Genomic DNA, 19,060 nt, shown 5'->3' with positions numbered 1-19,060 from the left:
GGCACACGACGATCCGCCCTTGAGTCGTCGCCGACCCGCACGAACGTTGCCCCTGTGGACGAAGACGCCACAAGTGACTCATTCCGTGCAGTGGATGTCCGGTTGCGCATGCTTGAAGCTTGAAAAGCCGCCGTTACAGTCGAGTGCGCGCACGACTCCGCGCGGCGCACCACTGCGCGCGGTGCACGACTCCGCACCACCACTGCGCGGCGCTCCACCTCTGCACGGCACATCACCCCCGTACGGCGTACCACCCCCGTACGGCGTACCACCCCCGCACGGCGCACGACTCCGCACGGCGTCAGACCGCACGGCGCACGACCCGCACCGCGTACGCCCCCGCACCGCGTTCGCATCCGGGCGAGCCGTCACCGCCGGCCATGTCACCTGCATCACCTGCATCCCGAAGCAGCCTGGAGGTCACCCCACCATGCCTCTGCGCCATCTCGCCCCCCGTGACCAGGATCTTTTCTGGCGCTACGGCCGCGGCCCCGCCGTCGACGTCCCGGACCCGCTGGTCCACCGCGCCGTCGAGCGGCACGCCGCCGTCACCCCGCACGCCGTCGCCGGCGAACACCGGGGCGCGACCCTCACCTACGGCGAACTCGACCGGTACGCCGACGCCCTCGCCGCCCGGCTGGTGCTCCACGAAGGCGTCCGCCCCGGCGACCACGTCGGCCTCTTCGTCCGCCGCTCGCTGCCGATGCTCGTCGGCATGCTCGGCATCCTGAAGGCCGGCGCGGCCTACGTCCCCCAGGACGTCGGCCTCGCACCCCCCGCCCAGCTCGCCCACGTCGTCCGGGCCGCAGGCACCCGCGTCGTGCTCACCCAGCGCGCGCACGCCGCCCGGATCCCGCACGGCCCACGCGTCCTCGCTCTCGACGAACCCCTTCCGCGCGCCCGCGCGCCCCGCCCCCGCATCGACCCCGACGCCGGCTGTTACGTCCTGTTCACCTCCGGCACCACCGGCTGTCCCAACGGCGTGAAGGTCACCCACCGCAACGTCGCCAACCTCCTGCGCACCGAACCCGGCGGCCTCGGCATCCGCCCGGGCGACCGGGTGGCCCAACTCCTCAACATCGCCTTCGACATGGCCGCCTGGGAGATCCTCGGCTGCCTCACCCACGGCGCCACCCTCGTCGTCCGCGACAAGGACATCGCGGCGGCCGCCCGCACCGCCACCGTCCTCGTCGCCACCCCGACGGTGCTCGCGGGCATCGACCCGGCGGCCTGCCCCCGGGTGCGCACGGTGGCCGTCGCCGGCGAGCCCTGCCCCCGCCCGCTCGCCGACGCCTGGGCGGCCCGGGCGGCCTTCCACAACTGCTGCGGCCCCACCGAGACGACCATCGTGAACACGATGAGCCGCCACACCCCGGCCGCCCCGCTGCTCACCATCGGCCGTCCCACCCCGAACAACACCGTGTACATCCTCGACGCCGACCTCCGCGCTCTGCCCATCGGCGAGGTCGGCGAGATGTGGGCCGGCGGCGACTGCGTCTCGGCCGGCTACCTCGGCAACGACGAGCTGAACGCCGAGCGCTACGCCCCCGACCCCTTCCTCGGCAGGGGACGCCGGATGTTCCGCACCCGGGACCTCGGCCGCTGGACCGCCGACGGCGAACTCGAACATCTCGGCCGTACCGACGACCAGGTCAAGGTGCGCGGGTTCCGCGTCGAGCTGGACTCCGTGTCGTCGGTCCTCGAGGGCGTTCCGGGCTGCGCCCGCGCGGTGACCCTTCGGCGCGACGCCCGCAGCCTGGTCTCCTTCGTCTGCCCGGCCGACGTGGATCCCGAAGCGGCCCGCCGCGCGGTGGCGGACGCGCTGCCGTACTACTGCGTGCCCGAAGACGTCATGCCCATGACTTCACTGCCGGAGACCGATCGCGGAAAGATCGACAAGGCGGCGCTGCTGGAACTGGTCCGGGAGCGGACGGCGGTGCCCGCCCGATGACGACGTCCTCCTCCTCCCCGCCCCCGCCGGCGTCCCCGCCCGCGCGTCCCGCACCCTCAACCTCTCCCTCCACCTCCGCCTCTCCTTCCCCCTCCTCCTCGCCGTCCCCGGACCGTCGGTCCGTCGAGCTCCCCCCGCTGCTCCCCGCGCCCCGCCGCATGTTCAAGCACCCGCGTCTGATGCACCACAACCGCCTCGCGGCACTGGTGCTGCTGGTCAACCTGGCCTACGCGTACGGCAGTCGGCCCCTGTCCGCGGAAGCCGTGGCGCACGCGTCCCTCGCCAACCTCGCCCTGGCCGTCCTCGTCCGCCAGCAGTACGTCATCAACCTGCTGTTCCGGCTGGCGACTTCGGCCCCGACGCACTGGCCGCTGCGGCTGCGCTGGACGCTGGGCAAGGTGTACCACTTCGGCGGACTGCACGTGGGCGGAGCGCTGGCGGGGGCTGCCTGGTTCCTGGCGCTGACGCTCCGGACGACCGACGGCTCGCTGCGGGTCGTCGGCTGGACCCTGGTGGCGCTGCTCGCCGTGATCGTCGCAACCGCCCTGCCGCCCTTCCGTTCCCGTAACCACGACCACTTCGAGAAGATCCACCGTTTCGGCGGCTGGGGCGCCCTCGCCCTCTTCTGGATCCACACCCTGATGGCGGCCCCCGGTCCCGGGCCGGTGTCCGTGCTGGCGCTGGTCACCTTCAGCGTCGCGCTGCCCTGGCTGCGACTGCGCAAGGTGGACGTGCGCCTCGAACGCCCCTCCCGCCATGTGGTGTTGGCGCGCTTCGACCACGGTGTGACGCCCTTCGCCGGCTCCTCGACCGCGATCAGCCGCAGCCCGCTGAAGGAGTGGCACTCCTTCGCCAACGTCCCGGCCCCCGGGGAGCCCGGTTTCCGCCTCACCGTCTCGCGGGCGGGCGACTGGACCGGCGCCTTCATCGACGACCTGCCCCCGAGGGTTTGGACGAAGGGCATCACCACCGCGGGGGTCGCCAACATCGAGGTCCTGTTCACGAAGGTGGTGTACGTGGCGACCGGCAGCGGCATCGGCCCCTGCCTGCCGCATCTGCTGGCCGCCGAGGTGCCGTCCCGGCTGGTCTGGGCGACCCGCGATCCGCGGGCCACCTACGGCGACGCCCTCGTCGAGGAGATCCTCGCCGCCCAGCCCCACGCCGTCGTCCATGACACCTCCCGGAGCGGCAAGCCCGACATGGTGGCGCTCGCCTACGCCGCCTACCGGGACTTCGGGGCGGAGGCGGTGATCTGCATCTCCAACAAGAAGCTGACCTGGCAGGTGGTGCACGGACTGGAACAGCGCGGGATTCCGGCATACGGCGCGATCTGGGACTCGTGAGCCCGGACAAGAGCCCGGACAAGAGCCCGAACGGCGAAGGGAAGGGAAGGCGACACGATGGACAACCTGAAACTGGAACGCGCGGGCGGGGTCGTGACGGTCCGTCTGCACCGACCGCACGTCCTCAACGCGCTGAACGCCGCGCTGCTGGCCGAACTCCTGGACGTCCTACGCCCGTTGGACGAAGACGACTCCGTCGGATGCGTCGTCGTCACCGGTTCCGAGCGGGCCTTCGCGGCCGGCGCCGACATCAGGGAGATGGCGGGGAAGTCGGCCGTGGAGATGGCGCGCGAGGACTACTTCTCCGCCTGGGAGGACTTCGCGGACCTGCGCACCCCGCGGATCGCCGCGGTGAACGGCGTCGCCCTCGGCGGCGGCTGCGAACTGGCGATGATGTGCGACCTGGTGATCGCGGGGGAGTCGGCGGTCTTCGGACAGCCGGAGATCAAACTGGGGGTGATCCCGGGCATCGGCGGCACCCAGCGCCTGACCCGTCTGGTGGGCCGCGCCAAGGCGATGGACCTGGTCCTCACCGGCCGCACGATGGACGCCCTCGAGGCGGAACGCGCGGGGTTGGTCTCCCGGGTGGTCCCCGACGACCGGGTGCTGCCCGAGGCGTGGGAGGCGGCGGCGGCCGTCGCGTCGTACGGGGGCGCGGCGGTGCGGGCGGCCCGCGAGTGCGTGGACCGGGCCCTGGAGACCGGTCTGCGGGACGGCATCCGCTACGAACGCCGCGTCTTCCACGCCTTGTTCGCGACGGAGGACCAGAAGGAGGGGATGGCCGCGTTCCTGGAGAAGCGCCGGCCGCGCTTCACCGGACGCTGACTCCCCCACGCGCGGCGGGCCCGGGGCGCACCCCTCCGCCCCGCCCACCCGCCCCCCCCGTCACGTCACCTGGCCGCCGCCGACGCCCGGGTCACCCCCTGCTCCTTCGGCCCGAGGAACCGCGGATCCGGCTCGAACCCCGCGTCCAGGGCCGCCTTGCCGGCCGCCAGCACCTCCCGGGCGCCCCCGTAGTACCAGGTGACGTCGTGCTTGGCGGCGACGCCGACGCCGTAGGAGTCGACGCCGGCCGCCTCGCACAGCGCGACCGCCCGCCGGATGTGGAAGTCCTGGCTGATCAGCACGGCCCGGTCGACGCCGAAGATCTTCTTGGCGCGCACACACGAGTCCCAGGTGTCGAACCCGGCGTAGTCGCTGACGATCCGTCGGTCCGGCACGCCGTGTCGCGTCAGGTAGGCGCGCATCGCGTCGGGCTCGTCGTAGTCCTTGCGGCTGTTGTCCCCGGTGACGAGGACGACCTCGATCCGGCCCGCCCGGTACAGCTTCGCCGCCGCGTCCAGCCGGTGCGCGAGGTACGGCGACGGCTCGCCGTCCCACAGCCCCGCTCCGAACACCACGGCGACCTCGCGGCGCGGCGCCTGTGCCGTCGTGCCGATCCGGTCGGACGTGGACACGTACAGCCAGGTGGACGGCAGCAGCGCCAGCACGCATCCGGCCATCACGGCCTGCACCAGCCGGCGCCGCCCGGCGCGGGTGCGCGGCAGCCGCGGTCGACGGATGTTCATGTGATCCCTCCGGACGGACTCCCCTTCGACCAGGGAAGACGCGGCCGACGGTGATCCGGTTCGCCCTCCCGGCGTGTGTCCGGCGCCTCACACCCGTCCCGTTCCGGCGGTGAAGCCCCGGAAAACAGTCGTGACGGTCAGGCAACGGGGGTGCAATCTCGGCCGGGCAGGATGGGTGCATGAGCCAGCCACGTCTCGTCCACCTCGACGGCCGCCGGCGGCCCGGCCCGCCCGCGCTGGTCGTCGTCGCCCACGGCAGCCGTGACCCGCGCGCCCTGAGCACCGTCCGCGCGCTCCTGGACGTCATCCGCGCCGAGCGCCCCGGCCTGGCGGTCCACCTTGGGCACATCGAGCTGAACGAGCCCCTGCTCACGGACACCCTGGCCGGTCTGGACGCCTGCGGCACGACGGACGCCGTCCTCGTCCCGCTGCTCCTCGCTCGCGGCTACCACGTCAGGCGCGACATCCCCGAGACGGCGGCGCGGGCCCGGGTACGCACGCGCGTGGCCGCACCGCTGGGACCGCACCCGCTGTTGGCGGAGACCCTGCACGCGCGCCTGACCGAGGCCGGTTGGCGCCCGGCGGCGACCGAGCGGGAGCGCCGGTCGAGCGCGGTGGTGCTGGCGGCGGCCGGCTCCCGCGACCCCGACGCGGCGACCGACACGCGCCGCACGGCACGGCTGCTCGCCGAACGGCTGGGCGTGCCGGTGGTCCCCGCCTACGCGTCTACGGCGGTCCCGACGGTGGCGACGGCAGTGCGGGCGCTTGCGGCGCGAGGGCGCGACCGGGTCGCGGTGGCCTCCTGCTTCACGGCCCCCGGCCGCTTCGCGACGGAGGCGGCGCAGGCGGCCCCGTGGATCGCCGCGGCCCCGCTGGGCGTCCACCCCCTGATGGCGAGCCTCCTGCTGCACCGCTACGACCGCGCCCTGGCGGCGGACGGCCGGATCGACGCCGCCTGAGGGGCGCGCGGAAGCACACGCCCCACCACGCACGCCACGAACGCGCCCGTGGCGGAACCCGAGGGCGAGCGGGTGACCCGCCGCGGCCGCGCGCTCCACGAAACCCGCCACGCGAGCACGCGCCCCGCCGGGGACGCCACGAACGTGCCTGCCGCCGAACCCCGCAGGCGAGTAGCGCCCCGATTGTCACTCCTGCCGCTTACTGTCGATTCATGGAAGGCACCGCACACCCCGACACCGCCTATGACCCGACGTCAGTCGCCCGCTGGGCTTCCGAGCCCGACAAACGCCCCGGCCGTACCGCCTTCCAACGCGACCGCGCGCGCGTCCTGCACTCGTCGGCGCTCAGAAGGCTCGCGGCCAAGACGCAGGTGGTCACCCCGGGTGAGCGCAGCCCGGAGTGGGACGCGACGCCGCGCACCCGCCTCACGCACTCCCTCGAGTGCGCCCAGGTCGGCCGGGAGCTGGGGGCGGCCCTCGGCTGCGACCCGGACCTGGTCGAGGCGGCCTGTCTCTCCCACGACCTCGGCCATCCGCCCTTCGGCCACAACGGCGAGCAGGCCCTCAACGACTTCGCGCAGGACTGCGGCGGCTTCGAGGGCAACGCCCAGTCGCTGCGCCTGCTGACCAGGATCGAGCCCAAGCGTTTCACCGAGGAGGGCTCCGTGGGCCTCAACCTCACCCGGGCCGCCCTCGACGCCGCCACCAAGTACCCCTGGCCGAGGGGCGGCCACCCCACCGACGCAGGCTCGCCCAAGTTCGGCGTCTACGACGACGACCGGCCCGTCTTCGACTGGGTCCGCCAGGACGCCCCCGGCACGCGCACGTGCTTCGAGGCGCAGGTCATGGACTGGGCCGACGACGTGGCGTACTCCGTCCACGACGTGGAGGACGGCCTGCACGCGGGCCACATCGACCCCAACTGCCTGCACGCCGAACCGGAACGCCAGGAGATCTTCCGGGTCGCCGTCGGCCGCTACGTGCCCGCGGGCACCGACCCGGCCGAGCTCGAAGCCGCCCTCGACCGCCTCCAGGACCAGGAGTGGTGGCCGCACGGCTACGACGGCACGGCGGTCGCCCAGGCCCGCCTCAAGGACGCCACCAGCCAGCTCATCGGCCGCTTCTGCCTCGCCGCAGAGGGCGCCACCCGCGCCCGGCACCACGCCGGCCGCCTCACCCGTTACGGCGCCGAACTCGTCGTCCCGCACGAGACGCGCCTGGAGTGCGCGGTCCTCAAGGCGGTCGCCGACCGGTACGTCATGCAGCGCGCCGAGCAGGAACGCCTGCGCGCCGACCAGCGCGTCGTCATCGGCGAACTCGCCGAGGCCCTCACCGCCCGCGCCCCCGACGGCCTCGACCCCCAGTTCCGCGCGCTGTTCGACCGGGCCGCCGACGACCGCGCCCGCAAACGCGTCGTCGTCGACCAGATCGCGTCCCTCACCGACGCCTCCGCCCGCTCGCTCCACCGCCGTCTGACGGCACGCACCAGACGCTGACCGGGAGCGGCCCGGCCCACGCGGCCTGCAAGGCCCGCCCGATGCGCCCAAACGGCCGACAACGCGCCACGGCGTGCCGTGATCGGGCACGTCCCCCTTCCCCCATCACGCCGCGTGCGGGACGCTCGCATATGGCGGCACGCTCAACGAGGAGGCATCACGTGGTCGACGCGGATCAGACATTCGTCATCGTCGGAGGAGGCCTGGCCGGCGCGAAGGCGGCCGAAACGCTGCGAGCGGAGGGCTTCACCGGCCGCGTGATACTGATCTGCGACGAACGCGACCACCCCTACGAGCGGCCGCCGCTCTCCAAGGGCTACCTGCTCGGCAAGGAGCCGCGCGAAAAGGTCTTCGTGCACGAGCCCGCCTGGTACGCGCAGAACGACATCGAGCTGCACCTCGGCCAGACCGTCGACGCGATCGACCGCACCGCCAAGACGGTCCGCTTCGGCGACGACGGCACCCTCGTCCACTACGACAAGCTGCTGCTGGTCACCGGCGCCGAGCCGCGCCGCCTGGACATCCCCGGCACCGACCTGGCCGGCGTGCACCATCTGCGCCGGCTCGCGCACGCCGAGCGCCTCAAGGGCGTCCTCGCCGCCCTCGGCCGGGACAACGGCCACATCGTGATCGCCGGCGCCGGCTGGATCGGCCTGGAGATCGCGGCGGCGGCCCGCGAGTACGGCGCCGAGGTCACCGTCGTCGAACCCGAGCCGACGCCGCTGTACGGGGTCCTCGGCCCCGAGCTCGGCAGCGTCTTCGCCGACCTGCACCGCGAGCACGGCGTCCGCTTCCACTTCGGCGCCCGGCTCACCGAGATCGTCGGGCAGGACGGCATGGTCCTCGCCGCCCGCACCGACGACGGCCAGGAGCACCCGGCGCACGACGTCCTCGCGGCGATCGGCGCGGCCCCGCGCACCGCCCTCGCCGAGGCGGCCGGCCTGGAGATGGCCGACCGCGCCCACGGCGGCGGCGTCGCCGTGGACACGACGCTGCGCACCTCGGACCCCGACATCTACGCCGCCGGCGACGTCGCGTCGTTCCCGCACGGCCTGTTCGACACCCGGCTGCGCGTCGAGCACTGGGCGAACGCCCTGAACGGCGGGCCGGCGGCCGCCCGGGCGATGCTCGGCAAGGACGTCGCGTACGACCGTGTGCCGTACTTCTTCTCCGACCAGTACGACCTGGGCATGGAGTACAGCGGCTGGGCGCCGCCCGGCTCGTACGACGAGGTCGTGATCCGTGGCGACGCGGCCAAGCGCGAGTTCATCGCGTTCTGGGTGAAGTCGGGCAGGGTGCTGGCCGGCATGAACGTGAACGTGTGGGACGTCACGGAGCCCATCCAGAAGCTGATCACCGCCCGGACCCCGGTGGACACGGAGGCACTGGCCGACCCCCACGTCCCCCTGGACGGTCTCCTCCCGTGAGTGTCGGTGCGCCCCCGTAGAATCACCACGTGGCAGGACGGATCAACGACGAGGACGTGAAGGCTGTTCGGGACGCGGTCCCGATCGACGCCGTGGTGTCCGAGTACCTCCAGCTGCGCGGCGCGGGCGGCGGCAACCTCAAGGGCCTGTGTCCGTTCCACGACGAGAAGTCGCCGTCCTTCCAGGTCAGCCCGAGCAAGGGGCTCTTCCACTGCTTCGGCTGCCAGGAAGGCGGCGACACCATCACGTTCGTGATGAAGGTCGACCACCTCACCTTCTCCGAGGCGGTCGAGCGGCTCGCCGCCCAGGCGGGCATCACCCTGCGGTACGAGGAGGGCGGCTACAACCCCTCCCACCAGCGCGGCGAACGCATCCGCCTGGTCGAGGCCCACAAGATCGCCGCCGACTGGTACGCGGAACAGCTCGCCCTCAGCCCCGAGGCCGACACCGGCCGGCTCTTCCTCGCCGAACGCGGGTTCGACCAGGCCGCCGCCGTCCACTTCGGCGTCGGCTACAGCCCTCAGGGCTGGGACCACCTCACCCGCTTCCTGCGCGGCAAGGGCTTCACCGACAAGGAACTGCTCCTGTCCGGGCTCGCCCAGGAGGGCCGCCGCGGACCGATCGACCGCTTCCGGGGCCGTCTGATGTGGCCCATCCGCGACATCGGCGGCGAGGTCGTCGGCTTCGGCGCGCGCAAGCTCTACGAGGCCGACAACGGGCCCAAGTACCTCAACACGCCGGACACGGCGATCTACCGGAAGTCTCAGGTCCTCTACGGCATCGACCTCGCGAAGAAGGACATCGCCAAGTCCAGCCGCGCGGTCGTCGTCGAGGGCTACACCGACGTCATGGCCTGCCATCTGGCCGGTGTCACCACCGCCATCGCGACCTGCGGCACGGCCTTCGGCGGCGACCACATCAAGATCCTGCGCCGGCTGCTGATGGACAACGGCAGCGCCCGCGTGATCTTCACCTTCGACGGTGACGCGGCAGGCCAGAAGGCGGCCCTGCGCGCTTTCGAGGACGACCAGAAGTTCGCGGCCGAGACGTACATCGCCATCGCCCCCGACGGCATGGACCCCTGCGACCTGCGCCTCGCCAAGGGCGACGAGGCGGTCGCCGACCTGATCCAGCCCCGCACCCCGCTCTTCGAGTTCGCCCTCCGCCAGATCATCGTCCGCTACGACCTCGACACCCCGGCGGGCCGCGCCGCCGCCCTCGACGAGGCCGCGCCCATCGTCGCCCGCATCAAGAACAGCGGCGCCCAGCACGAGGTCGCCGTCCAGCTCGCCGGCATGCTCGGCATCCTGGACACCCAGTTCGTCGTCAAGCGGGTCGCCCAGCTGGCCCGTTGGGCCCGCGACCGGGGAGGCAAGGGCCCGGCCCCGGCCCCGGCCGGCCGCGGCGCCCAGCAGTACGAGGCCTCCCCCCGCCAGGCCTCGGGCCCCGCCCTCACCCTGCGCAACCCCGTCTACGCGACCGAACGCGAGCTGCTCAAACTCGCCCTGCAACGCCCGGAGCTGGTCTCCCCGGCCTTCGACGCGTACGGCGCCGACGAGTTCACCGCCGCGCCCTACGCCGCCGTCCGCCAGGCCGTCCTCGACGCGGGCGGCGCGGAGCTCGGCGTCCAGGACGGCTCGGAGTACCTGGTCCGTGTCCGTGACATGGCCCCCGACGACGCGGTCCGCGCGATGGTCACCGAACTCGCGGTCGAGCCGATCATGCGCCGCACGGTCGACGAGGTGTACGCGGGCAGTGTCCTGGTGCAGGTGCGCCGTCGTGCCGTCGAGCGGCGCGTCCAGGAGATCCAGATCACCGTCAAGCGGCTGGAGGCGGGCGGCGACCCGGCGCAGCTGGCCGCCGCCAAGAACGAGCTGTGGGTCCTCCAGCAGTACGACCAGGCACTGAAGGTGCACGGCCCCGACGCCCTCTGAACAGCACGTCACGGGCCGGACTCAAAAAGTCACCGCACGCCCCTCGTGGCGAGGTTGTGCCGTACGCCACACTGGGTCCCGGTGCCTGAGTCCTCGGAGCGGCCCCCCCAGTACCACCGCCGCTCACCTCAGCAGCGATCATCCTGGAGGTCGCCCCCGTGCAGACCCAGACCCAGTCCCGGACCCTCACCCCGACCGACAGCACCGCCGGCAGCGCCCCCGACGGCACGGAACCGGACGCCGAGACCGACGTCCTGGTCGCGGTCCCGCCGCAGAGCCGAGCCGCGCACCGCCCGGAGACGCGATCCGACGCGGCCGGGACCGACCTCGGCACGGCAGCAGACACCGCCGCAGACACGGCCTCAGACACGGACGTCGAAACGGCCGCCGAAACGGACGTCGAGGCCGATGCCGAGCCCGCGGACCCGCCGCCCGAGGCACTGGCGGAGCACCCCGAACCCGACCCCGTCGAGGCACCGCCGCGCGCCCGCGCCACCGAGGGCGCCGGCCCCTCCTCCGACCTGTTCCGCCAGTACCTGCGGGAGATCGGCCGCATCCCGCTGCTCACCGCGGCCGAGGAGGTGGAGCTGGCCCGTCGCGTGGAGGCGGGCCTGTTCGCCGAGGAGAAGCTGGCCGGCGCGGACGACCTGGCCGGTGAGCTCGCCCTCGACCTCGACCGGCTGGTCGTCATGGGCCGGATGGCCAAGCGCCGCCTCATCGAGTCCAACCTGCGGCTCGTGGTGTCCGTCGCCAAGCGATACGTCGGCCGCGGGCTCACCATGCTCGACCTCGTCCAGGAGGGCAACCTCGGCCTGATCCGGGCGGTCGAGAAGTTCGACTACGCCCGCGGCTACAAGTTCTCCACGTACGCCACCTGGTGGATCCGGCAGGCCATGTCCCGCGCGCTGGCCGACCAGGCCCGCACCATCCGCGTCCCGGTCCATGTCGTCGAGCTCATCAACCGGGTCGTCCGCGTCCAGCGCCGGATGCTCCAGGAACGCGGCTACGAGCCCACCGCGGAGGAGGTGGCCGCCCAGCTCGACCTGCTGCCGGAGCGCGTCGGCGAGGTCCTGCGGCTGGCCCAGGAGCCGGTCTCCCTGCACGCCCCGGTGGGCGAGGAGGACGACGTCGCCCTCGGCGACCTCATCGAGGACGGCGACGCGGCCAGCCCCGTCGAGTCGGCGGCCTTCCTGCTGCTGCGCGAACACCTGGAGGCCGTGCTCTCCACGCTCGGCGAACGTGAGCGGAAGGTCGTCCAACTGCGGTACGGACTGGCCGACGGCCGGCCGCGCACCCTGGAGGAGATCGGCCGCATCTTCGGCGTGACTCGCGAGCGGATACGGCAGATCGAGTCGAAGACCCTCAACAAGCTCCGCGACCACGCCTTCGCCGATCAGCTCAGGGGCTACCTGGACTGACCCGGCGCCGACCGCGCTGGGCCGGACCCCGGCGCCGCCCGCGCGAGGCCGCTCGCAGTCACCCGTTGCGAGCGGCCCCACAAGGCACGGCACGGCATGGCGCAGGGCCGTCCGTTCCCGGTCAGTCGACCTCCGCCACCGCCTCCGCGAACTGCGCCTTGTACAGCCGGGCGTAGGCCCCGTCCGCCGACAGCAGGTCGCTGTGCGCGCCCTGCTCCACGATCGAGCCGTTCTCCATCACCAGGATCGTGTCGGCGTCCCGGATGGTCGACAGCCGGTGCGCGATGACGAACGAGGTGCGCCCGTGCGCCAGCTTCGCCATCGCCTTCTGGATCAGCACCTCGGTGCGGGTGTCGACGGAGCTGGTGGCCTCGTCGAGTACCAGGATCGTCGGGTCGGACAGGAACGCCCGCGCGATGGTGATCAGCTGCTTCTCACCCGCGCTGACCCCGCTGCCCTCGTCGTCGATCACGGTGTCGTAGCCGTCGGGCAGGGTGCGTACGAACCGGTCGGCGTGCGCGGCCCGCGCCGCTTCCTCGATCTCGCCCCGGGTGACCTCCCGCGACGCGCCGTACGCGATGTTCTCCGCGATGGTGCCGCCGAACAGCCAGGTGTCCTGGAGCACCATGCCGATCCCGGCGCGCAGCTCGTCACGGGACATCCGCGCTATGTCGACGCCGTCGAGGGTGATGCGTCCGCCGGAGACGTCGTAGAACCGCATGAGCAGGTTCACCAGCGTCGTCTTGCCTGCGCCCGTCGGACCGACGATGGCGACCGTGTGGCCCGGCTCCACCGTCAGCGACAGGTTCTCGATCAGCGGCTTCTGCGGGTCGTAGCGGAAGGAGACGCCCTCCAGCGCCACCCGCCCCCGCAGCTCCTCGGGCCGCTCGGCGGCCACCGGGTCCGCCTCCTGCTCCTCCGCGTCCAGGATCTCGAAGACCCGCTCGGCCGAGGCGACGCCCGACTGCACCAGGTTCGCCATCGACGCGACCTGCGTCAGCGGCATCGAGAACTGGCGGGAGTACTGGATGAAGGCCTGCACGTCGCCGATGGACAGCGAGCCCGACGCGACGCGCAGTCCGCCGACCACCGCCACCAGCACGTAGTTGAGGTTCGACACGAACATCATCAGCGGCTGCATGACCCCGCTGTTGAACTGCGCCCGGAACCCGGCCTCGTACAGCGCGTCGTTCTGCTCGGCGAACTGCTCGGCCGACTGCTGCTGACGGCCGAACACCTTCACGAGCGTGTGACCGGTGTACATCTCCTCGATGTGCGCGTTGAGCTTGCCGGTGGAGCGCCACTGCTGCACGAAGTGCGGCTGCGACCGCTTGCCCACACGGGTCGCGACGACCGCCGACAGCGGCACGGTGACGAGGGCCACCAGCGCCAGCAGCCACGACACCCAGAACATCATCGCCAGCACGCCGATGATCGTCAGCAGGGAGTTGATGAGCTGCCCCATCGACTGCTGGAGGGTCTGCCCGATGTTGTCGATGTCGTTGGTCGCGCGGGACAGCACCTCGCCGCGCTGCCGCTTGTCGAAGTACGACAGCGGCAGCCGCGACAGCTTCGTCTGCACGTCCTCGCGCATCCGGAACATCGTGCGGTTGACGGTCTTGTTGACCAGGCGCGTCGCGACCGCCATCAGCAGCCCGGCGACCAGGAACACCCCGACCGCGACCAGCAGGACCTCCCCGACCTCACCGAAGTCGATGCCTTTGCCGGGCGTGAAGTCGGTGCTCCTGAGCATGTCGGCGACACCGCTGTCGCCGCGCTCCCGCATCGAGTCGAGGACCTGCTCCTTGGTCGCCCCGGCCGGCATCTCCCGGCCGACGATGCCCGCGAAGACGAGGTCGGTGGCCCGGCCGAGGATCTTCGGTCCGACCACGTTGAGGCCGACGCTGAGCACGACGCACAACAACATCCCGTACAGCGTCAGCCGTTCCGGTTTGAACTGGGCGAGCAGCCGCCTGCCGGACACCTTGAAGTCCAGCGAGCGGTTCTCGGGACCGGCGCCGGCCATCATGCGCCCCATGGGCCCGGCCATCAGGCTGCCTCCGCTTCCGTGAGCTGGGAGAGCACGATCTCCCGGTAGGTCTCGTTGTCCGCCATCAGCTCGCGGTGGGTGCCGGTGCCGACGACACGGCCCTCGTCGAGGACGACGATCCGGTCGGCGTCGCGGATGGTCGCCACCCGCTGGGCGACGATCACCACGGTCGCCTCGGCGGTCTCCCGCCCGAGCGCCGCCCGCAGCGCCGCGTCGGTGGCGTAGTCCAGGGCCGAGAAGGAGTCGTCGAAGAGGTAGATCTCCGGCCGCTGCACGAGCGTGCGGGCGATCGCCAGCCGCTGCCGCTGACCGCCGGAGACGTTCGTGCCGCCCTGCGCGATGGGCGAGTCGAGGCCGTTCTCCAGCTTGCTGACGAAGTCCTTGGCCTGCGCCACCTCCAGCGCGTGCCACAGTTCCTCGTCGGTGGCGTCCGGATTGCCGTAGCGCAGGTTGCTGGCGACCGTCCCCGCGAACAGGTACGGCTTCTGCGGCACCAGACCGACGGTCTTCGCCAGCAGCACCGGCTCGACGTCGTCGACGGCGACCCCGTCGACCAGCACCTCTCCCTCGGTGGCGTCGAACAGCCGGGGCACCAGCCCGAGGAGCGTGGACTTGCCGCTGCCGGTCGAGCCGATCACGGCCGTCGTCTCACCGGGCCGGGCCACCAGCTCGACGCTCTTCAGGACGGGCTCCTCGGCGCCGGGGTAACGGAAGCCGGCCCCCCGGATCTCCAGGTGCCCGTGCCGCCGCAGCTCGGTGACGGGAGCCACCGGAGGAACCACGGACGACGAGGTGTCCAGCACCTCCTGGATGCGCTCGGCGCACACCTCCGCACGCGGCACCATCATGAACATGAAGGTGGCCATCATCACGGACATGACGATCTGCATGAGATAGGCGAGGAACGCGGTCAGGTCGCCGATCTGCATCCCACCGCTGTCGATCCGGTGCGCGCCGAACCAGACCACCGCGATCGATGACAGGTTCACCGTGGTCATGACCACCGGGAACATCAGCGCCAGCAGGTTGCCGGCCTTCAGCGAGATGCCGGTGAGATCGGCGTTGGCCTCCCGGAACCGCTGCTGTTCGTACTCGTCCCGCACGAACGCGCGGATCACCCGGTTGCCGGTGATCTGCTCGCGCAGCACCCGGTTCACGGTGTCCAGCTTCTCCTGCATGGACCGGAACAGCGGCCGCAGCCGGCGCACGATCAGCGTCACGCAGATGCCCAGGGTCGGCACGACGGCGACGAGCACCGCGGACAGCGGCACGTCCAGGCCGAGCGCCAGCACGATGCCGCCCACGCACATGATGGGCGCCGACACCATCAGCGTGAACGTCATCAGGGCCAGCATCTGGACCTGCTGGACGTCGTTGGTCGTCCGGGTGATCAGCGACGGCGCGCCGAAGTGACCGACCTCCCGGGCGGAGAAGGACTGCACCCGGTCGAAGACGGCCGCCCGCACGTCCCGGCCGAGGGCGGAGGCGGTTCTGGCGCCGTAGTACACGGCGCCGATGTTGCACACGACCTGCGCCAGCGACACGGCGATCATCACGCCGCCGAACGTCAGGATGTAGCCGGTGTCTCCCTCGACGACACCGTTGTCGATGATGTGCGCGTTCAGGGTGGGCAGGTAGAGGGTGGCGCAGGTCTGCAGGAACTGCAGCAGCACCAGAAGGACGATGGGTTTCCTGTAGGGCCTGAGATAGGTCCGCAGAAGTCGTATGAGCACGCTACGTCTCTCGGAGTGGGCGGGAGGGCATGGGGTAGCCGGGAGGGCATTGGTTGCCCCTGGCCCCTATCGTGTGCCACCCCACCCGTGTTACCTCAACCGATTAAGCCGACAGCAGTGTTTTTGCCGGCCCTTTCCCGCCTCCGCCTGCCCGCCCTCCGCGGGTCCGCCTCCGCCTGCCCGCCCGCCGCGGGCCCGCCTTCGCCTGCCCGCAGCGCCCTTCATCGCCCACCCGGTTCGCTTTCCCCGCTCACGCCCGGAACGCACCCGGGTGGGTCTGTTCCCGCACCGACACGAACTGCTGCCGCACCGCCTGCCCCACGGCCAGGTCCTCACCCGGGTCGAGGACCTGCGCCGCCGCCCCCTGCCAGGCCGGCGGCGTCCGCGGGTCGAGCGTGCCCTGCGAGGCCCCGAGCGCCCACGCGGCCTGCCGGGCCGCCCCGATCGCCGCGTAGTCGGCCGGCTGCGGCACCACGATCTGCGCCCCGAACAGCGCCGGCGCCGCCGACTGCACCGCCGGCAGCTCGGCCGCCGCCCCCAGCAGGAAGACCCGCCGCACGTCCACGCCCCGGCCGCGCAGCACGTCCAGCGCGTCCGCGAGCCCGCACAGCATGCCCTCGAACGCGGCCCGCGCGAAGTGCTCCGGCTTCATCGACTCGCGCCGCAGCCCGGCCAGCGTGCCGGCGGTGTGCGGCAGGTTCGGCGTCCGCTCGCCCTCCAGGTACGGCAGCATGACCAGCCCGTGCGATCCCGGCGTCGACTTCATCGCAAGATCCGACAGCGCGTCCAGATCGGGCGCCCCGACCAGCTCGGCCGCACCCCGCAGGGTCCGTACGGCGTTCAACGTGGTGACGACGGGCAGATGCATGCCGGTCGCGTCGGCCAGCGAGGTGATCATCCCGCTCTGGTCGACGAGCGCCTCGGGGTGCACCGCCATCACGGACCCGGAGGCCCCGAGCGACACCACCGCGTCGCCCATCCCCAGCCCGAGCCCGAGCGCCGCCGCCATCGTCTCGCCGGTCCCGGCGGAGATCAGCAGCCCCTCCGGAGTCGTGCCGGCCGCGTCGGACGGCCCGATCACCTCGGGCAGCATCGCCTGGTGGCCGAGCGCCAGCTCGACCAGATCCGGCCGGTAACCGCCGGTGGCGGCCGACCAGTACCCGGTGCCGGAGGCCCCGCCGCGGTCGGTGGTCCGGCGCACCGGCCGCCCCAGCAGCTGCCACACCAGCCAGTCGTGCGCCTGCAGCAGCACCGCGCTCCGTGCGGCGGCCTCCGGCTCGCTCTTCGCCAGCCAGCGCAGCTTGGTCACCGGCTGCGCCGCCTGGGGCACGCACCCCACCGCCTGCGCCCACGCCTCGCGCCCGCCGAGCGCGTCGACCAGGTCGGCCGCCGCGACCTGCGCCCGCTTGTCCCCGCCGACCATCGCCGGCCGCACCGTGTTGCCCTGCGAGTCCAGCGGCACGACCGCGTTCTGCTGCGCCGAGACCCCGATGGCCTGCACGCCTTCGAGCAGCCCGCCCCCCGCGGCCTCGCCCAGGGACAGCAGCCAGGCCTGCGGGTCGACGTCGGACGGCCGGCCGCCGCCCTCGGCGCCTTCCACCGGATGTGGCGCGTATCCCTGCCGGAGCACGGCTCCGGTGTCCGCGTCGCAGACGACGATACGAGTGAAATCGGGCGAACTGTCCAACCCGGCGACTATCCCCATGGCGAAAATTCTGCCGCACGCCGGGCCCGGATGCCGCCGTCGGTCACCTCGGGGGCGTCACAGGAGCGTCGTCAGGTGTTGCTGGTGCCCCAGTCGTCGCCGCCCGCGCCGTTGACGTTGCGGTCGCGCAGCGAGCGCACCCGGCCCGCCACCGACTCCGGCATCCGGTCGCCGACCTTGTCGCTGACCGCGTGATACGCCTTGCCCGCGTACTGGCGGCCCTGGTGGGCGGCGGTCTCGGCGGTGTTGCGCACGGCGGGGTTCTGGGCGACCTGCCGCGCCGACTTCTTCAGCTGCTCGTAGCGCTCGCGCCCGGCACGCGTGCCCAGTACGTAACCGACAGCCAGTCCGACGACGAACGTGAGCTTGTAGCGCATGACGGCCACCCTTCCTCGAGTAGGTCCCTGGCGCGACACCGGCGCCGGGGGAACCGATTGGCGGAGCACCCCCCTGCTTGCGCTAATGTATGTGTCGCAGCGAGCGAGCGCTTCCTGGCGAATACCCAGCTAGGCACGTTCGATGCGACGAGGCATTCCCCTGTAGCTCAATTGGCAGAGCAGCCGGCTGTTAACCGGCAGGTTACTGGTTCGAGTCCAGTCGGGGGAGCTCGGTCCCCTGTAGCTCAATTGGCAGAGCAGCCGGCTGTTAACCGGCAGGTTACTGGTTCGAGTCCAGTCGGGGGAGCATCGTGAACGAGGACCCCCTGGGGGTCCTTTTTCATGTCGGCGGGAACCGTGCAGGCCAGGGCCCAAGTCCTCCTGGGCGGGCAAGGTCCACCAGCCGGAGCGTGAGATCGTATGAGCGGCTATGCTGCGGCAGACGGCGCGCACACATGTACGCGACACGCCGCTATGGGGCGGTAGCTCAGCCGGTTAGAGCAGCGGACTCATAATCCGTCGGCCGTGGGTTCGAGTCCCACCCGCCCCACCTGAGCAGGCTTCTGACCTGCTGAAACGTTCGTTTTTGGGTGTCGGATCGTCAACTGTGCCTGAACGGACTGAATCCGCTGCTCGTGGGTTTGGAGTCCGGCGGTGGTCGAGGGCGCTCCAACCCGTCTGACCTGCGGCGGAGTAGGTGATCGAGGCCGCCGCTCGGGGGCCGGGCGGCTGCCTTGATGCCGACGGTAAAACCCAGGGGCCGTACAGGGGCCGGGGCGGCGCGGTCGTGTCCAGGTGACGGTGTCTACGGGCGATGCGTTGTCCCAATTGCCGGTTGCGCGGCAGTGGCTGCCATTGCCCTGTGGAGACACCGTCGCCCTCGCGTCGCTCGATCTGTGATGACGTCCAGGGGTGGGGAAAACTGCCCCAAGAGGTGAGGCCGCATTCGACGCCGTCGGTCCGTTGTTGCTGATCATCTGGTCAGGGGGCGGTCTGGATTGCTGTAGGCCATCTTGGTGTCCGGCGAAGCCGGCCCACGCCCGGCCGTCAGCGAGGACGGCCGGGCGTGGGCCGGCTTCGGGTGCGGTGCCTGCCATCG

The 19,060-nt window shown here is 72.0% G+C and carries 13 protein-coding genes and 3 tRNA genes; 11 read left to right on the top strand and 5 right to left on the bottom strand.

Going from position 1 to position 19,060, the window contains the following annotated elements:
• The first annotated feature begins 430 nt into the window (after positions 1 to 430).
• The 3 genes from QA802_RS14390 (at position 431) to QA802_RS14380 (ending at position 4,119) form a co-directional block, all read left to right on the top strand.
• Positions 431 to 1,951 carry an amino acid adenylation domain-containing protein gene (locus QA802_RS14390; RefSeq protein WP_334522072.1) on the top strand — a complete coding sequence of 507 codons (1,521 nt, stop codon included), beginning with the start codon at positions 431 to 433 and terminating at the stop codon, positions 1,949 to 1,951.
• A 137-nt stretch (positions 1,952 to 2,088) separates the two neighbouring features.
• Positions 2,089 to 3,294 carry an FNR domain-containing protein gene (locus QA802_RS14385; protein ID WP_334534626.1) on the top strand — a complete coding sequence of 402 codons (1,206 nt, stop codon included), beginning with the start codon at positions 2,089 to 2,091 and terminating at the stop codon, positions 3,292 to 3,294.
• 57 nt (positions 3,295 to 3,351) lie between these two features.
• Positions 3,352 to 4,119 carry an enoyl-CoA hydratase-related protein gene (locus QA802_RS14380; protein ID WP_334522069.1) on the top strand — a complete coding sequence of 256 codons (768 nt, stop codon included), beginning with the start codon at positions 3,352 to 3,354 and terminating at the stop codon, positions 4,117 to 4,119.
• A 65-nt stretch (positions 4,120 to 4,184) separates the two neighbouring features.
• Here QA802_RS14380 and QA802_RS14375 read toward each other — a convergent pair whose 3' ends face one another.
• A complete protein-coding gene (locus QA802_RS14375; RefSeq protein ID WP_334522067.1) occupies positions 4,185 to 4,862 on the bottom strand; it encodes a SanA/YdcF family protein in 678 nt (225 codons plus the stop codon).
• Positions 4,863 to 5,041: 179 nt separating this feature from the next.
• On the opposite strand from QA802_RS14375, the gene QA802_RS14370 reads away from it, so the two are divergent.
• The 5 genes from QA802_RS14370 to QA802_RS14350 all read left to right on the top strand — a co-directional run bounded on the left by QA802_RS14370 (position 5,042) and on the right by QA802_RS14350 (position 12,096).
• Complete coding sequence (locus QA802_RS14370) at positions 5,042 to 5,821, top strand: sirohydrochlorin chelatase (RefSeq protein WP_334522064.1); 780 nt, start codon at positions 5,042 to 5,044, stop codon at positions 5,819 to 5,821.
• A 212-nt stretch (positions 5,822 to 6,033) separates the two neighbouring features.
• Positions 6,034 to 7,317: a deoxyguanosinetriphosphate triphosphohydrolase gene (locus tag QA802_RS14365; protein WP_334522061.1), complete on the top strand. Its 1,284-nt coding sequence runs from the start codon at positions 6,034 to 6,036 to the stop codon at positions 7,315 to 7,317.
• 161 nt (positions 7,318 to 7,478) lie between these two features.
• On the top strand, positions 7,479 to 8,744 hold the full coding sequence (locus tag QA802_RS14360; protein WP_334522058.1) for an NAD(P)/FAD-dependent oxidoreductase: 1,266 nt from the start codon (positions 7,479 to 7,481) through the stop codon (positions 8,742 to 8,744).
• A gap of 29 nt (positions 8,745 to 8,773) precedes the next feature.
• Entirely contained in the window at positions 8,774 to 10,678 is a 1,905-nt protein-coding gene (dnaG, locus tag QA802_RS14355; protein WP_334522055.1) for a DNA primase, read from the top strand.
• 137 nt (positions 10,679 to 10,815) lie between these two features.
• Entirely contained in the window at positions 10,816 to 12,096 is a 1,281-nt protein-coding gene (locus tag QA802_RS14350; RefSeq protein WP_334534624.1) for an RNA polymerase sigma factor, read from the top strand.
• Positions 12,097 to 12,217: 121 nt separating this feature from the next.
• Here the strand turns inward: QA802_RS14350 and QA802_RS14345 are convergent, their stop codons facing one another.
• The 4 genes from QA802_RS14345 to QA802_RS14330 form a co-directional block, all read right to left on the bottom strand.
• On the bottom strand, positions 12,218 to 14,146 hold the full coding sequence (locus QA802_RS14345) for an ABC transporter ATP-binding protein (protein WP_334522052.1): 1,929 nt from the start codon (positions 14,144 to 14,146) through the stop codon (positions 12,218 to 12,220).
• Complete coding sequence (locus QA802_RS14340) at positions 14,146 to 15,879, bottom strand: ABC transporter ATP-binding protein (RefSeq protein WP_334522049.1); 1,734 nt, start codon at positions 15,877 to 15,879, stop codon at positions 14,146 to 14,148. Before QA802_RS14340 ends, QA802_RS14345 begins: the two co-directional genes overlap by 1 nt.
• Before the next feature lie 250 nt (positions 15,880 to 16,129).
• Positions 16,130 to 17,584 (bottom strand): xylulokinase, encoded by a 1,455-nt coding sequence (locus QA802_RS14335; RefSeq protein ID WP_334522046.1) that lies wholly within the window; start codon positions 17,582 to 17,584, stop codon positions 16,130 to 16,132.
• A gap of 71 nt (positions 17,585 to 17,655) precedes the next feature.
• Positions 17,656 to 17,961, bottom strand: a complete 306-nt coding sequence (locus QA802_RS14330) for a hypothetical protein (protein WP_057574869.1) — start codon at positions 17,959 to 17,961, stop codon at positions 17,656 to 17,658.
• Positions 17,962 to 18,117: 156 nt separating this feature from the next.
• Here QA802_RS14330 and QA802_RS14325 point away from each other — a divergent pair.
• The 3 genes from QA802_RS14325 (at position 18,118) to QA802_RS14315 (ending at position 18,511) form a co-directional block, all read left to right on the top strand.
• Positions 18,118 to 18,190, top strand: a tRNA-Asn gene (locus QA802_RS14325).
• A 5-nt stretch (positions 18,191 to 18,195) separates the two neighbouring features.
• Positions 18,196 to 18,268 (top strand) — tRNA-Asn (locus QA802_RS14320).
• 169 nt (positions 18,269 to 18,437) lie between these two features.
• Positions 18,438 to 18,511: transfer RNA gene (locus tag QA802_RS14315), tRNA-Ile, on the top strand.
• The last annotated feature ends 549 nt before the right edge of the window (positions 18,512 to 19,060 follow it).

Origin of the sequence: Streptomyces sp. B21-105, from assembly GCF_036898465.1 — a bacterium.
Taxonomy (GTDB): domain Bacteria; phylum Actinomycetota; class Actinomycetes; order Streptomycetales; family Streptomycetaceae; genus Streptomyces.
Note: the sequence above shows the minus strand (reverse complement) of the source record. Positions and strands in the feature narration are given on the sequence as shown.

Bases quoted from the DNA above. Each gene is read 5' to 3' on its own strand.
- QA802_RS14390 (WP_334522072.1), top strand. From the start codon at position 431: ATGCCTCTGCGCCATCTCGCCCCCCGTGACCAGGATCTTTTCTGGCGC.
- QA802_RS14380 (WP_334522069.1), top strand. From the start codon at position 3,352: ATGGACAACCTGAAACTGGAACGCGCGGGCGGGGTCGTGACGGTCCGT.
- QA802_RS14375 (WP_334522067.1), bottom strand. From the start codon at position 4,862: ATGAACATCCGTCGACCGCGGCTGCCGCGCACCCGCGCCGGGCGGCGC.
- QA802_RS14370 (WP_334522064.1), top strand. From the start codon at position 5,042: ATGAGCCAGCCACGTCTCGTCCACCTCGACGGCCGCCGGCGGCCCGGC.
- QA802_RS14365 (WP_334522061.1), top strand. From the start codon at position 6,034: ATGGAAGGCACCGCACACCCCGACACCGCCTATGACCCGACGTCAGTC.
- QA802_RS14345 (WP_334522052.1), bottom strand. From the start codon at position 14,146: ATGGCCGGGCCCATGGGGCGCATGATGGCCGGCGCCGGTCCCGAGAAC.
- QA802_RS14335 (WP_334522046.1), bottom strand. From the start codon at position 17,584: ATGGGGATAGTCGCCGGGTTGGACAGTTCGCCCGATTTCACTCGTATC.
- QA802_RS14330 (WP_057574869.1), bottom strand. From the start codon at position 17,961: ATGCGCTACAAGCTCACGTTCGTCGTCGGACTGGCTGTCGGTTACGTA.